14 protein-coding genes are annotated in these 13,796 nt (G+C 70.7%); 8 read left to right on the top strand and 6 right to left on the bottom strand.

The genetic code is table 11. The annotated features are described in order from the left end of the window. Positions 1 to 69: 69 nt before the first annotated feature. From EDF53_RS02430 to ribH, 3 genes are read left to right on the top strand one after another with little or no spacing between them, the layout of a single operon-like run. On the top strand, positions 70 to 777 hold the full coding sequence (locus tag EDF53_RS02430; RefSeq protein ID WP_123292068.1) for a riboflavin synthase: 708 nt from the start codon (positions 70 to 72) through the stop codon (positions 775 to 777). Next, positions 777 to 1,457 carry a 3,4-dihydroxy-2-butanone-4-phosphate synthase gene (ribB, locus tag EDF53_RS02435; protein WP_123292069.1) on the top strand — a complete coding sequence of 227 codons (681 nt, stop codon included), beginning with the start codon at positions 777 to 779 and terminating at the stop codon, positions 1,455 to 1,457. Before EDF53_RS02430 ends, ribB begins: the two co-directional genes overlap by 1 nt. Beyond that, a complete protein-coding gene (gene ribH, locus EDF53_RS02440) occupies positions 1,454 to 1,933 on the top strand; it encodes a 6,7-dimethyl-8-ribityllumazine synthase (protein ID WP_123292070.1) in 480 nt (159 codons plus the stop codon). The genes ribB and ribH overlap by 4 nt, the downstream gene beginning before the upstream one ends. A 393-nt stretch (positions 1,934 to 2,326) precedes the next feature. Here ribH and EDF53_RS19155 read toward each other — a convergent pair whose 3' ends face one another. From EDF53_RS19155 to EDF53_RS02460, 5 genes are all read right to left on the bottom strand, one after another. Next, a complete protein-coding gene (locus EDF53_RS19155) occupies positions 2,327 to 2,497 on the bottom strand; it encodes a hypothetical protein (protein ID WP_159574085.1) in 171 nt (56 codons plus the stop codon). A 66-nt stretch (positions 2,498 to 2,563) separates the two neighbouring features. Further along, positions 2,564 to 3,112 (bottom strand): TetR/AcrR family transcriptional regulator, encoded by a 549-nt coding sequence (locus EDF53_RS02445; protein ID WP_123292071.1) that lies wholly within the window; start codon positions 3,110 to 3,112, stop codon positions 2,564 to 2,566. A gap of 95 nt (positions 3,113 to 3,207) precedes the next feature. Further along, entirely contained in the window at positions 3,208 to 4,122 is a 915-nt protein-coding gene (locus EDF53_RS02450) for a carbohydrate ABC transporter permease (RefSeq protein WP_123292072.1), read from the bottom strand. After that, entirely contained in the window at positions 4,119 to 5,153 is a 1,035-nt protein-coding gene (locus EDF53_RS02455) for a carbohydrate ABC transporter permease (RefSeq protein ID WP_123292073.1), read from the bottom strand. Before EDF53_RS02455 ends, EDF53_RS02450 begins: the two co-directional genes overlap by 4 nt. Continuing rightward, entirely contained in the window at positions 5,150 to 6,460 is a 1,311-nt protein-coding gene (locus EDF53_RS02460; RefSeq protein WP_235036058.1) for an ABC transporter substrate-binding protein, read from the bottom strand. Before EDF53_RS02460 ends, EDF53_RS02455 begins: the two co-directional genes overlap by 4 nt. Before the next feature lie 202 nt (positions 6,461 to 6,662). On the opposite strand from EDF53_RS02460, the gene EDF53_RS02465 reads away from it, so the two are divergent. From EDF53_RS02465 to EDF53_RS02485, 5 genes are all read left to right on the top strand, one after another. After that, positions 6,663 to 8,699 (top strand): aldo/keto reductase, encoded by a 2,037-nt coding sequence (locus EDF53_RS02465; RefSeq protein WP_123292074.1) that lies wholly within the window; start codon positions 6,663 to 6,665, stop codon positions 8,697 to 8,699. Continuing rightward, positions 8,678 to 9,709: a LacI family DNA-binding transcriptional regulator gene (locus EDF53_RS02470; RefSeq protein ID WP_123292075.1), complete on the top strand. Its 1,032-nt coding sequence runs from the start codon at positions 8,678 to 8,680 to the stop codon at positions 9,707 to 9,709. Before EDF53_RS02465 ends, EDF53_RS02470 begins: the two co-directional genes overlap by 22 nt. A 487-nt stretch (positions 9,710 to 10,196) precedes the next feature. After that, a complete protein-coding gene (locus EDF53_RS02475) occupies positions 10,197 to 11,720 on the top strand; it encodes an MFS transporter (RefSeq protein WP_123292076.1) in 1,524 nt (507 codons plus the stop codon). A gap of 199 nt (positions 11,721 to 11,919) precedes the next feature. Further along, on the top strand, positions 11,920 to 12,429 hold the full coding sequence (locus EDF53_RS02480) for a flavin reductase family protein (RefSeq protein ID WP_111084301.1): 510 nt from the start codon (positions 11,920 to 11,922) through the stop codon (positions 12,427 to 12,429). A 44-nt stretch (positions 12,430 to 12,473) separates the two neighbouring features. Next, on the top strand, positions 12,474 to 13,088 hold the full coding sequence (locus tag EDF53_RS02485; RefSeq protein WP_111084300.1) for a superoxide dismutase: 615 nt from the start codon (positions 12,474 to 12,476) through the stop codon (positions 13,086 to 13,088). An 84-nt stretch (positions 13,089 to 13,172) separates the two neighbouring features. Here EDF53_RS02485 and EDF53_RS02490 read toward each other — a convergent pair whose 3' ends face one another. Continuing rightward, positions 13,173 to 13,748 carry a hypothetical protein gene (locus tag EDF53_RS02490; RefSeq protein WP_123292077.1) on the bottom strand — a complete coding sequence of 192 codons (576 nt, stop codon included), beginning with the start codon at positions 13,746 to 13,748 and terminating at the stop codon, positions 13,173 to 13,175. Positions 13,749 to 13,796 lie beyond the last annotated feature (48 nt).

Raw genomic sequence — 13,796 nt, forward strand, 5'->3', positions numbered from 1 at the left:
CGTGGGACGACCCGTCCGTCGATGCCGACGATCGTCGAACACCCCCGGAGTCCCGTTGAGAGGACACCAGTGTTCACCGGCATCATCGAGGAACTCGGCACCGTCACCGCCGTCGAGCAGCACGGCGACTCCGTCGCGCTCACCGTCCGCGGGCCGATCGTGGTCGCGGACGCCAGCCACGGCGACTCCATCGCCACCAGCGGCGTCTGCCTGACCGTGGTCGAGCAGACCCCCGACTCCTTCACCGCGTTCGTCATGAAGCAGACGCTCGACATGAGCGCGCACGGAGCGTTGCGGGTGGGCGACCGCCTGAACCTCGAGCGCGCGGCGTCGGTCGGCGACCGGCTCGGCGGCCACATCGTGCAGGGCCACATCGACGGCACCGCCACCGTGCTCGAGACCGCGGACGGCGACGGCTGGCGCCGAGCGCGGTTCTCGCTCGCGCCGGCGCTCAGCCCGCTCGTCGTCGACAAGGGGTCGATCGCGCTCGACGGCGTCTCGCTCACCGTCAGCGCCGTCTCGCCCGAGGACACCGCGCCGGACGCCGCCTGGTTCGAGGTCAGCCTGATCCCGGAGACGCTCGAGGCCACGACCCTCGGCCTGCGCGTGCCGGGCGACCGGGTGAACGTGGAGACCGACGTGCTCGCGCGGCACGTGCGCCGGATGCTGCGGCTCGACGCCGCCGTCGGTTCGGTCGACGCCGCGGGCTCGCTCGAGACCGCGGGCTCGCTCGAGCCCGTCGGACCGCTCGAGCCCGTCGGATCGGAGGCCCGGTGATGGTCGCCTCGGTCCCGCAGACGCTCGGTTCGTCGAGCATCGAACTCGCGATCGCGTCGGTCGCGGCCGGCCGCCCGGTGATCGTCGTCGACGACGAGGACCGCGAGAACGAGGGCGACGTCATCCTGTCCGCCGAGCTCGCGACGCCGGAGTGGATCGCCTGGACCGTGGCGCACTCGTCGGGGTTCATCTGCGCGCCCGTCAGCGTCGAGATCGCCGACGCCCTCGACCTGCCGCCGATGGTCCAGCACAACGAGGACGTCCGCGGCACCGCGTACACCGTCACCGTCGACGCAGCCGTCGGGGTCACCACGGGCATCAGCGCCCACGACCGAGCGCGCACGCTGCGGGTCCTCGCCGACCCGACCTCCGTGCGCGACGACCTGCACCGCCCCGGCCACGTCGTCCCCCTGCGGGCACGACCGGGCGGGGTCCGCGAACGTGCGGGACACACCGAAGCCGCGATCGAGCTCGTCACCGCAGCCGGGCTCCGGCCTGCCGCGGCGATCTGCGAGATCGTCGACGAGGACGGCAGCATGATGCGGCTGCCGGCGCTCGTCGCACTCGGGGCGCGCGAGGGCGTGCCCGTCATCACCATCGCCGCGCTCGTCGAGTGGCTGGACGCGGCAGACCGGACAACGGCAGCAGCTGCCCTGTCCACGGAAGGAACAGCACGATGAGCGGAGCAGGCGCGGCGGACCGCGACCACGTCGACGGCACCGGGATCCGGGTGGCCATCGTCGCCGGGCAGTGGCACGACACGATCGCGGCGGGCCTCCTCGCCGGGGCGCAGCGCGAGGTCGAACGGCTCGGCGCCACCGCGTCGGTGTTCCCGGTCCCGGGGAGCTTCGAGCTGCCCGTCGTCGCGAAGACCGCCCTCGAGGCCGGGTTCGACGCCGCGGTCGCGCTCGGCGTGATCATCCGGGGCGGCACCCCGCACTTCGAGTACGTGTCCGACGCCGCCACGAGTGGGCTCACCCGCGTGGCGATCGACACCGGCAAGCCCGTCGGGTTCGGCGTGCTGACCCTGGACGACGAGCAGCAGGGCATCGACCGGGCCGGGCTGCCCGGCTCGAAGGAGGACAAGGGCGCCGAGGCCGTGCACGCCGCCGTCGCGACCGCGGTGACGCTGCGCTCGCTGCGCGTGCTCGCCTAGCGGCGCCCGCGGCCGCGCCGGCGGCCGCGCCGGCGGCCGCGCGCGGATGGCGCGGATGCGCTGCGCACAACCACAAGGCGCCCGAACCGCGCGACGGCCCGGCGCGAGCGCACTGTGGTTGTGCGGCGGGCTGTGGACGCGCGCGACGACGGACGGGAGGCTCGTGGCGGCCCCGCCCTGCGCCTCCCGTCCGTGGCGTCGTGCGTTCCGAGCACGTGACTGCGCCCGCACAGCCACAGTGCGTCCGCACCGCGTGATGCCACGGCGTGGATGCACTTTGATTGTGCACCGCGCTCGCGCGGGCTCGCGGAACCTGGTTCCCGACACGGTTCCCGCACGCAGAACGGCCCCGCACCTCGAGAGGTGCGGGGCCGTTCTGCGTCGGCGGAGTGGTTACCGCTTGCCGAACACGTGGATCGGCAGGAAGAAGGAGAGGGTCATCAGGATGAGACCACCCATGAAGATGAACGCCTGGCCCGAGTCGACCTGGAACGCGAACCCGAACAGGTACATCGACACCAGCAGCAGCAGGATCGAGAAAACAGCGGCGATGACGCGGCCCACGGGATACCTCCGGGTGTCGACGAGTGGAACGTCGCCAAGTCTATCCCCAGGAACGGGGATGGTCGTTCACGCGCCGGGCTTCGTCGCGATCAGACGGTCCACGACGGCGAGGAGCGCCTCCATGTCGACGGTGCTGCGCTTCGGTCGACCGTCGCTCGCGGCACCGAGGGAGGCCTGGTGGTACAGGCCGTCGCCGAGGAGCTTGACCGCCTGGGCGGTGGGCTCGTCGTGGAGGGCGTCGACGAGGGTCACGAGCCACGCGTTCTCGGTGTCGTCGAGGGTCCGGCCCGCTTCTTCGTAGCCGGCCTGCTGCAGGCGGCTCGCGGCGAGGAGCGCGAGGTCGAGCTCGCTGCCGACGAACAGGCAGTTTCGGACGAAGTAGCGGGCGGCACCGTCCTCGGCCTCGGCCATGCGCTCGACGTCGATCGCGGACAGGTCGGAGAGTCGCTCGCACAGCCCCTCGACCAGGGCCGCCTTGGAGCCGAAGTGGTACAGCAGCCCGCCCTTGGAGACACCGGCGCGGGCGGCGACGGCGTCGAGCGTCGCGGGACGTTCGCCGTCTTCGCACACGATGGCGACGAAGCTGTCGAGGACGCGGTCGCGGGCACTGGCCATGGGCACGAGTCTAGGAGGAGTTGTGCACGAGCAGGTGCAGGCGTCGCGGGCCGTCCCGCGACGCCTGCACCCTGCCGGTCGGGGCGCTCGGCGCGTCAGCCCTTCAGCGCTCCGGCGGCGATGTTGGCGATGAAGTGGCGCGAGCCGATGATGAACACGCCGATGAGCGGGAACACGCTGATCACGGCGCCGGCCATCACCGCCCCGAGGTCGGTCGCGTTCACCGAGCTCAGTCCGGCCAGGGCCACCTGCAGGGTCTGTCCCTTCGGGTCGATGAGGACGATGAGCGGCCAGACGTAGTCGTTCCAGGCGGTGATGAACGTGAAGATGCCGAGGAACGCGAGCCCGCCGCGGAGCATCGGGACCGCCACCGACCACCAGGTGCGGAAGAACCCCGCGCCGTCCACCCGGGCCGAGTCGATGACCTCGTTCGGGATCGACGAGGTGGCGAACTGCCGGAGCAGGAAGATGCCGAACGCGTTCGCCGCCCCCGGGATGATGAGCGCCTGCAGGCCACCGATCCACCCGAGGTTCGCCATGAGCACGAAGCTCGGCACCAGCGACAGGCTGCCGGGCACCAGGAACGTGGCGAGCATGACGGTGAACAGCGTGCGCTTGAAGGGGAACTCGTACTTCGCGAACGCGAACGCAGCGAGCGAGTCGAACAGCATGACCAGGACGGCGGTGCTGCCGGCCACGAGCACGGTGTTCAGGAGTGCCCGCAGCATGTCGACGTTGCTGAACACCGACGCCACGTTCGCGAGGGCGTTGTCCCCGAACCAGAGCGACGGCGGGTAGCCGAAGATCTCGGCGTTCGTCGACGTCGACATCACGAGGAGCCACCAGAACGGGAAGATCGACAGCAGCACCCCGATGATCAGGCAGAGGTGCGTGACGGCGGTCCCGAGCCAGCCGCGGCGGAACCCGCGGCCGCGGTCGTTCCCTGCGGCCCCCGGTCGGCCGAGTGCCGCGGCGGTGTTGGTCGTCGTCGTGGTCGGTGTCGCGGTCATGCGTCGACCCCCTTCGTGCTGGTGCGGACCGTGCGGGCCACGCGGAGTCGTCGTGGGGTCTTCAGGCCGTCGCGTTCACTGAGCAGACGCCAGTTGATGATCGCGAACACCACGGAGAACAGGAACAGCCCCCAGGCGATCGCCGAGCCGTACCCGAAGTCGAACTGGTTGAACGCCTGCTCGTACTGGTAGAGGACGATCGTCATGCCGGCCTCGTCGGGGCCGCCCACCGCCTGCCCGTTGAACAGGATCTGCGGCTCCGTGAAGAGCCCGAGCCCGCCGATCGTCGACGTGATGAGGGTGAACAGGATCACCGGGCGCAGCAGCGGCACGGTGATGCGCGAGAAGATCTGCCACGCGTTCGCGCCGTCCACCTTGGCGGCGTCGTACAACTCGGTCGAGATGGACTGCAGTCCGGCCAGGTAGATGATCGCGTTGTAGCCCGTCCAGCGCCAGATCACCATCACCGAGATGGTGACCTTGATGCCCCAGTACGACGACAGCCACCCGACCGGGTCCGCCCCGAGTGCGCGCAGTGCCGCGTTCACCAGGCCGAAGCCGTCGGAGAACACCGAGCCGAACACGATCGCCATCGCGACCATGCTCGTGACGTTCGGCACGAAGAACGCGACGCGGTAGAAGCCCTTCGCCCGGATGTTGCCGTGCAGCAGGAACGCGAGCACGAGCGCCAGGAACAGCATCGGGATCGTCGACATGACCCAGATGAGGAACGTGTTGCCGACGGCGTTCCAGAACCGCGGGTCGCCGAGCAGGTACTGGTACTGGGCCAGACCGACGAACGCGGGGGAGCCGACCCCGTCCCAGTCGGTGAACGACAGCACGATCGAGAACACGATCGGGAACAGCCCGAACACCAGGAAGAGCACGTAGAACGGCGCGATCGCGACGTACTGCGGCCAGAACCGGCGGAGGCCGTACCGTTTGCCGGTCGCTGCGGTGGTGATGGAGGACGTCGGGGTCCCGACGACCGCGGGGATGCTCGTGGTCGGTGGTGCCTGCTTGGTGCTCATGCGCGGACCCCCCGCTTGTCGAGGACCCGGTTGGTCTGGTCGACGGCGTCCTGCCAGGCGCGGTCCGGGTCCTTGCCCCCGGCCTCGACGTTCGTGATCTCGGTCGCGAACGCACCGATGAACCGTTCGGAGTTCGAGATGTACGTCACCGGGACGTCCATCGCCGAGGCGTTGAAGAACGCCAGCGGGTCCTGGTCGCCGAAGTAGTCGCCGGGCTTCCGCATGATCCCGTTGTCGAACGACGCCGGGGTGGAGGGGAACAGCTGGATGTCGTTGTACGTGTGCGACTGCACCTCGGGCGAGGTGATCCACTGCGCGAACGCGGCGGCCGCGGCCGGGTCCTTCGAGGTCTTCGGGACGGCGAGGAACGACCCGCCGCTGTTCCCCGGCCGATCCGGTTGCCGGGCGACCCGCCACGTGCCGGCGGCGTCCGGAGCGGTGTCGTGGATGACCTGCGTCCACCACGCGCCCTCGATCTGTCCCGCGACCCGGCCGGACACCCACCCGGCGTTCTGGTCGGTGCCGGACTGCAGGTTGCCGGTGAGCCCGGAACGGACGCAGGCGACGGCGTTCTCCCACGCCTGCCGCACCGAGCTGTCGTCCTGCTCGAAGACCGGCTGGTCGTCGCGGTCGAAGTACCGCGTGGGGCTGGCGTAGATGTACTGGTTGAAGAGCTGGTTGGCGGTGATGACCGTCGCGGCGTCCGCACCCTTCCGGATCTTCGCGCCGAAGGAGCGGAACCCGTCCCACGTCGCGATCGCGTCGGAGACCTCGTCCGGGTCCGTCGGCAGCCCGGCCTTCGCCAGGACGTCCTGCCGGTAGAAGAAGCCGGTCGGTCCGGTGTCGACGGGCCAGAAGCACTGCCTGCCGCTCGGTGTCCGGCCGAGCGCGCTCTTCCAGTCGTAGTACTCGTCCCGCTTCGCCGCGCCGCCGTGGTCGTCGAAGTCGGTGAACAGGTCTTCGTCGGGGAAGTAGAGCCAGCAGTTCGAGTTGACCATCAGCACGTCGGGGATGAACGCGTTCCCGGCGAGTGCCGTCCGGAACTTGGTGTCGTACGAGGCGCCGCCGATCAGGTCGGGGCGGAGCCGCTTGGACCCCTGCCCGGCGATGCCCCCGGCGGCCTGCCGCAGGAACTTCGGGTCGAGCGACCGGTTCCAGTACCAGAGGACGAGTTCGTCAGGGTCCTTGGAGATGGCGGTGCTCGTGGAGCACCCGGCCAACAAGGCGGTGGTGGCGAGGGCTCCGAGGGCACCTGCGCCGGCGAGGAACCCCCGCCTGCTGAGACTGATCGATGGAGATGACGTCACGAAACTACCTGCTCTCGTCGTTGAGATCGGGTTGGAAACAGCGATACCGGGTCCCCGGAGCGTTCGACCGTGAACGCTCACGAAGTGGTCCAGAGCATCCTCTGTGAGACACGCCGTGTCAAGCACTTCCGCATTGATCCGCCGGGCGTGTGGCACTAGCGTCGTCGTGACCGTGAAGGTTCACGAGACGACAAGGATCCGCATGTCAGCGCAGACCGCGAACACCGCCAGCACCCCGACTCCGACGGTCGCCGACCGCCCCGGCTGGGCCGTCCTCGGCCCCGGGGGCATCGCCCGCCGCTTCCTCTCCCAGCTGCCCGCGAGCGGTGGTGCCCTGGTGGCTGCCGGCAGCTCGTCCACCGAGCGGGCGCAGACCTTCGCCGACGAAGCCGCGCAGCTCGGGTTCGCCGACGTCTCCGCTGCGACCTACGACGAGGTCCTCGCCGACCCGCGCGTCGACGCCGTGTACGTCTCGACCGTGCACACCGGGCACGCGCGGCTCGTCCTCGCCGCGCTCGAGGCCGGCAAGGCCGTCCTGTGCGAGAAGCCCCTCGCCCCGAACCACGGCACCGCCATGGCGCTCGCCGATGCCGCACGCCAGGCCGGCCTGCCGCTGGTCGAGGCGTTCATGTACCGCTTCCACCCGCAGACCGCCGCACTGCTCGACCTCGTGCGGGACGGCGTGATCGGCGAGGTCACGCACATCGACGCCTCGTTCGCGTTCCGGACCGGTGAGCGGACCGGCCGACTGTTCGACGTCGACACGGCCGGCGGCGGGATCCTCGACGTCGGCGGGTACCCGGTGACGATGGCCGCCGCGATCGTGCAGGCCGCGACCGGTGTCGCCGTCGCCGAGCCGACGGAGCTCACCGCCACCGGCACCCTCGGGCCGACCGGTGTCGACGAGTGGACCGTCGCGCAGCTGACCTACCGCGGCGGCATCACGGCGTCCGTCCGCACCGGCGTCTTCGTGCAGGACGACAACGCGGTCGCGGTGTACGGCACGCGCGGTCGCCTCCTGCTCGCCGACCCGTGGACCCTCGGCGCCGACCCGACGATCGAGGTGCACACCGTCGACGAGGATCCGCGCACGCTGTCCTTCGCCGGCGAGCACCCCTACGCACGTGAGGCCGACGCCACCACCGACGCCCTGCGTGCCGGTGCGGTCGAGGCAGCACAGATGACGATCGACGAGTCGCTCGCGACCGCCCGCACCCTCGACAAGTGGCGCGCCGCGATCGGCCTGCGCTACCCGTTCGAGGCTGAGTCCGCCGACATCCCCACCGTGAGCGGTCGGCCGCTCCGGGTGCAGGACGGCAACCCCATGCAGTACGGCGAGATCCCGGGTGTCGGCAAGCGGCTGTCGCGCCTGGTGATGGGCGTCGACAACCAGCCCGACCTCGCCCACGCCAGCGCGATCTTCGACCTGTTCGTCGAGCAGGGCGGCAACGTCTTCGACACCGGCTACATCTACGGCGGCGGTGTGCTCGAGGGTCGGCTCGGCAAGTGGATCCAGAACCGCGGCATCCGCGAGGACGTTGTCGTCATCACGAAGGGTGCGCACACGCCGTTCTGCGACCCGGAGTCCCTGACGAAGCAGCTGCTCGAGAGCCTCGAGCGCCAGGGCACCGACTACGCGGACATCTACATGATGCACCGCGACAACCCGGACATCCCGGTGGGGGAGTTCGTCGACGTCCTCGACGAGCACCGCCGCGCCGGCCGCATCCGCGTGTACGGCGGGTCGAACTGGACGCCGGCACGTTTCGACGAGGCCAACGCCTACGCACGGGCGAACGGCAAGCACGAGTTCGAGGTCCTCAGCAACCACTTCGGCCTGGCCGAGGCCTACGACGTGCCGTGGGACGGCTGCGAGCACGCGACCGACGCCGCGTCGAAGGCGTGGCTCGAGGAGCGTCAGGTCCCGCTGCTGCCGTGGTCGTCGCAGGCTCGTGGCTTCTTCACCGGCCGCGCGACGCCGGAGGACACCAGCGATGCCGAACTCGTCCGCTGCTATTACAGCGACGAGAACTTCGAGCGGCTCCGTCGCGCGCGGGAGCTCGGCGACCGGTTCGGCGTCCCCGCCACGGCGATCGCCCTGGCGTACGTGCTGAACCAGCCGTTCCCGACGTTCCCGCTCTTCGGACCGCGTACGATCGCGGAAGCCCGATCGTCCATGACGGGCCTCTCCGTCGACCTCACCCCGGAACAGGTGGCATGGCTGGACCTCCGCGACTGACCCAGTCGCCACCGGACGGCCCGCACTCCGGCGGCCGCGCGACGATCATCGACGTCGCCGCGGCCGCCGGGGTGTCCCGGCAGACCGTCACCCGCGCGATGAACGGCATGTCCGGCATCAGCGCGACCACGAAGGAACGGGTGCTCGCCGTCGCGGCGTCGCTCGACTACCGGCCGTCGCGGTTCGGCCGCGGGCTGGTGACCGGCGGCGACCACCAGCTCGGGCTCGTCGTGAACGACCTGCGGAACCCGTACACGCCCCAGCTCGCGTCCGCCGTGTTCCGGCTCGCTGCCGAGCAGGGGTGGAACGTCATGCTCGCCGACGTCGACCTGGCGAGTGACGCCGACCGGATGGTCCAGGCGCTCGGCGCGCAGACCGACGTGGTCATCGGCTACCTCGGCTCGCGCCGGCACCGGTGGAGCGAGCTCCTCGGCAACGTGCCGATGGTCGAGCTCGACCCGTCATCCGACCCGCCCACGGCAGCGGTGTGGATCGACCCCGCCGACGCGATCGAAACCCTCGCCGACCACCTGGTGGCGACCGGGGTGCGGCACCCGGTCGTGCTCGACAACTCGTCGCCGGACCACACGAGTGCGCGCGGGCTGCTCATGCTGGACGCGCTGCGCCGCCGCGGCTACCTGCCGGAGCTCGTGCACGCGCCGCACGGCACCGCCGAGTGCGGTGCCGACGAGACGGTGCGGATCCTGGCTCGGAAGCGGCGACTCGACGCGATCCTGGCCTTCAACGACGTGATGGCGCTCGGCGTGCTGCAGGCCTGCCGCCGCGCGGGCGTCGACGTCCCTGGTGAGGTCCGGGTCGTCGGCGTCGACGGCCTGCCGCTCGGCGCTCTCGTGTCGCCGATGCTGACGACCCTGGCGGTCGACCTCGACGCCGTCGCGCGCGAGGCCCTCACGCTCGCGCTCGGCATGCTCGCCGGTGAGCTGCCGCGGCACGGCGCCGCAGTGCAGCGCACCGTGCGCCACAGTCTGCTGGTCCGCGACTCCGCCTGACGGCGGCCGGCCCGCACGCCCCGCCTCGCCGGCCCAGCCCTGCCCCGCCCCGCCCCGCCCCGCCGGCCCAGCCCGCCCCCGAGGTTCCGAAATCTCGGCATGTCGGCGCGCAGGCCGCCCGACATCGGAACCCGGGCGGAGACCACGCGGCGTGTTGTGGAACTCCGGCACCGGAACCCCGGCACCGAAACCCCGGCACCGAAACCCCGGCACCGAAACCCCGGCACCGGAACCCCGGCACCGGACGCAGGTCGGGCCGTCGCCCCAGCCTCCCGCCCTGGGCGGGACCAGCCGTCGGACGGGAGGCCCGTGGCGAGCCCGCCACGGGCCTCCCGTCCGCCTGTTGGTTGCATTTGCAACCATAACCGTCCAGACGGTACACTGACGGAGTCCTGACGGGGCGCGTGTCCATCCCGCGTCCCGTCTCGTCTGCCCCACGCACCGCCCGCCGTCGACCAGGTCCGGCTCGAAGTCCCAGGAGTCCGCCGTGTCCGCACTGCTCACCAGCCCCATCGCCACCCGCGTCACCGGCAGCCGCGCCCGACGGTTCCTCGCGCTCGCCGTGCTGATGCTGCCGGTGCTGCTCATCTCGGTGGACAACACCGTGCTGAGCTTCGCGCTGCCGTCGATCAGTCGTGCGCTCAACCCGGACGCCACCACGCAGCTCTGGATCGTCGACGCGTACCCGCTCGTCCTGGCCGGGCTGCTCGTCGTGATGGGCAGCATCGGTGACCGCATCGGCCGCCGTCGGATCCTGGTGATCGGGGCCACCGGTTTCGCGCTGTTCTCCGTCGCCGCTGCCTTCGCGACCGACGCCTGGATGCTCGTCGCCGCACGGATCGCGATGGGGGTGTTCGGGGCGATGCTCATGCCCGCGACGCTCTCGATCATCCGCAACGTCTTCGTCGACGCGGGGGAGCGGCGGATGGCGCTGGCCGTGTGGTCGACCATGTTCGCGGCCGGCAACGCCCTCGGTCCGCTCGTCGGTGGCACGCTGCTCGCGCACTTCCACTGGGGCAGCGTCTTCCTGGTCGCGGTGCCGATCCTCGTGCTCATGCTCGTCGGCGTCCCGTTCTGCGTGCCGGAGTCGCGCGACCCGATGCCGGGGCCGGTCGACGTGCCGAGCATGTTCCTGTCCCTCGGTGCGCTGGCGCCGATCGCCTGGGCGATCAAGTCGTTCGTGCACCCGGAGGAGCGCGGGTTCGCGGTCGCGATGCTCGCCGTCGGGGTCGTCTGCGGCATCGCGTTCGTCCGCCGGCAGCTGCGGTCCCGCACGCCGATGCTCGACCTGCGCCTGTTCCGCAGCACGGCGTTCACCGGCAGCGTGCTCATGAACCTGATGGCGATGTTCTCGCTGACCGGCTTCCTGTTCTTCATCGCGCAGCACCTGCAGCTCGTGGCGGGGCTCGATCCGTTCGCCTCGGGCGTCGTGCTCATCCCCGGATCGGTGCTCACGATCGTCGCCGGCCTCGCGGTGGTGCCGGTCGTCGCACGGGTCGCACCGCGCTGGGTCGTGTCGGTGTCCCTGCTGTTCTCCGCCGCGGCGTACGCCCTCGTGGCGGTCCTCGGACACCACGCGTCGATCGCGGCGCTGGCTTTCGCGTTCGTGCTGCTCGGCATCGGGATCGGTGCGTCCGAGACCGTCACGAACGACCTCATCATCTCGACCGCACCGGCGGACAAGGCTGGTGCGGCGTCGGCGATGTCCGAGACGGCGTACGAGATCGGTGCGGTGCTCGGTACGGCCGTCCTCGGCACGATCCTGGCGACCACCTACCGGGCGCACGTCGTGGTGCCCGGCGGGCTGAGCTCGACCGCGCACACCGCTGCGCAGGAGACGCTCGGCGGTGCGGTGTCCGCCGCGTCGTCCCTCGGTGGCGGTGCCGGCCAGGCGCTCCTCGAATCGGCGCGGGCGGCGTTCGACTCCGGCGTGACGATCACGGCCGGCGTCGCCGCGGTGCTCATGGTGATCGCTGCCGCAGGCGCCGTCGTCATGCTCAAGCGCCGCTGACGCGCGTCGCTTCGTGAGCGGAAATGGTCGGGTTGCGCCACGCGACCCGACCATTTCTGCTCACGAAGCCATCGCCACGGCGCGCCCGGGAGCCGTCGAACCTGTGAATCGTTGACCTCAACCATGGTTCAGGTCATACGTTGGGACATGCCCGCCCAGTGACGGCACACCCCCGCGCGAAGGAACGACGACGAACACCATGCCCGACGAAGCCCCGGCGAACATCGCCGAAGCGTACAAGTCCGCGTTCCGCGGGCACCCGGCCGGCGTCGCCGTCATCACCGCCGAGGGACCGGACGGTCCGACCGGACTCACCGCCTCGAGCGTCGCGAGCGTGGCTGTGGACCCGCCGGTCCTCGTCTTCTCGCTGTCCACGAACTCCGGGTCCGCCGGTGTCGTGCTCGGTGCCCCGGTCTTCGTCGTGCACCTGGTCGACTCGCTCAGCGTGGCGCTCGCCCGGCGGTTCGCCTCGACCGGCAGCCCGACCGCCGACGACCCGATCTGGGGCACGCTGCCCTCGGGTGACCGCTACCTGCCCAGTGCCGCGAGCGCGCTGCGGTGTCGCCCGCTCTCCACGACCCCGATCGGCAGCTCGACCGTCGTCGTCGCCGAGGTCCTCGACATCGTCGTCGGCCTCGAGCACGGCGAGCCGCTGGTCTACCACAACCGGGAATTCCACTCCCTCACCGATCGTTCCCGGCTCTCGTGAGCCGCGGAATCCCATCCGCAACCCACTGATCGAAAGGACCTCACATGGCTGAGTACACCCTGCCGGAGCTGCCGTACGACTACGCCGCACTCGAGCCGCACATCAGCGGCAAGATCATGCAGCTGCACCACGACAAGCACCACCAGGCCTACGTGACCGGAGCGAACACCGCGCTGCAGCAGCTCGGTGAAGCGCGCGAGTCGGGCAACTTCGGTGCGATCAACAAGCTCGAGAAGGACCTGGCGTTCCACCTCGGTGGCCACGTCAACCACTCGATCTTCTGGACCAACCTCGGCCCGGACACGAAGGTCCCCGAGGGCGAGCTCGCCGCGGCGATCGACGAGTTCTTCGGCTCGTTCGACACCTTCAAGGCGCAGTTCGCCGCCGTCGCGAACGGCATCCAGGGCTCCGGCTGGGCCGTCCTGGCCTGGGACACCGTCGGCCAGAAGCTGACCACGTTCCAGCTGTTCGACCAGCAGGCCAACGTGCCGTTCGGCCTCGTGCCGATCTTCCTGCTCGACATGTGGGAGCACGCCTTCTACCTCGACTACCTCAACGTCAAGGCGGACTACGTGAAGGCCGTCTGGAACATCGTCGACTGGGAGAACGTCGCGGCGCGCTTCGCCAACGCGAAGTCGCAGTCGTTCGTGACGCTCTGATCCACCGACCGCGGGTCGCGTGACGCGACCGACGGACGAACGGGAGGCACGGTGCCAGCTGGCACCGTGCCTCCCGTTCGTGCATCACCCCGCGGTGACTGCCGCGCCGGCGGCGAGCCGGTCGGCGATCGCCCGGAGCGCGGCGTCGGTGTCGGCGCGCTCGCGGTCGACGATCGCGGTCCACTGGGCACCGCGGGCAGTCGTCACGGCGTCGCGTGCGACGCGGTCGGCGGCCTCGGCGTCGTAGCCGTGTGCGAGGCACCACGCGGCGACCGCTGCCACGTGGTCCCGGTGCAGACCGCGTTGCCGGACCCGGCTGTCCATCGCCTCGACGGACCCGAGCTCGAAGGTGAGCCGGGCCGCGAGTGCTCGGTGCGGGTCGTCGAGGCGACCGAAGCTGGTCACCAAGTAGTCAGCGAGGGCGGAGCGGTCTGCAGCGGGATCGAGCGCAGCGTGGCAGACCGTGTCGGCCAGGTGCACGACGACGGAGTCGATGAGGGCGTCGCGGGAGCCGAAGTGGTAGACGATCGGGTACGCGCTGGTGCCCAGGATGCGCCCGAGGCTGCGGACCGAGACGTCCTCGAGCTTGGTGTCCAGCAGGTGCAGGGTGACCTTCTCGAGGATCGCCGGCTTGAGCGTCGGGTCGGGCTTCCGGGGCATGGCATCTCCGTCGGATCGTCGGTGGCGGGCACACGACCCGCCACATGG

The sequence above is a fragment of the Curtobacterium sp. PhB78 genome (assembly GCF_003751685.1).
Classification (GTDB): Bacteria; Actinomycetota; Actinomycetes; order Actinomycetales; family Microbacteriaceae; genus Curtobacterium.

Excerpts from the sequence above, each read along its gene's own strand:
- ribB (WP_123292069.1), top strand. The coding sequence starts at position 777 with ATGGTCGCCTCGGTCCCGCAGACGCTCGGTTCGTCGAGCATCGAACTC.
- ribH (WP_123292070.1), top strand. The coding sequence starts at position 1,454 with ATGAGCGGAGCAGGCGCGGCGGACCGCGACCACGTCGACGGCACCGGG.
- EDF53_RS02445 (WP_123292071.1), bottom strand. The coding sequence starts at position 3,112 with ATGGCCAGTGCCCGCGACCGCGTCCTCGACAGCTTCGTCGCCATCGTG.
- EDF53_RS02450 (WP_123292072.1), bottom strand. The coding sequence starts at position 4,122 with ATGACCGCGACACCGACCACGACGACGACCAACACCGCCGCGGCACTC.
- EDF53_RS02455 (WP_123292073.1), bottom strand. The coding sequence starts at position 5,153 with ATGAGCACCAAGCAGGCACCACCGACCACGAGCATCCCCGCGGTCGTC.
- EDF53_RS02465 (WP_123292074.1), top strand. The coding sequence starts at position 6,663 with ATGTCAGCGCAGACCGCGAACACCGCCAGCACCCCGACTCCGACGGTC.
- EDF53_RS02470 (WP_123292075.1), top strand. The coding sequence starts at position 8,678 with ATGGCTGGACCTCCGCGACTGACCCAGTCGCCACCGGACGGCCCGCAC.
- EDF53_RS02480 (WP_111084301.1), top strand. The coding sequence starts at position 11,920 with ATGCCCGACGAAGCCCCGGCGAACATCGCCGAAGCGTACAAGTCCGCG.
- EDF53_RS02485 (WP_111084300.1), top strand. The coding sequence starts at position 12,474 with ATGGCTGAGTACACCCTGCCGGAGCTGCCGTACGACTACGCCGCACTC.
- EDF53_RS02490 (WP_123292077.1), bottom strand. The coding sequence starts at position 13,748 with ATGCCCCGGAAGCCCGACCCGACGCTCAAGCCGGCGATCCTCGAGAAG.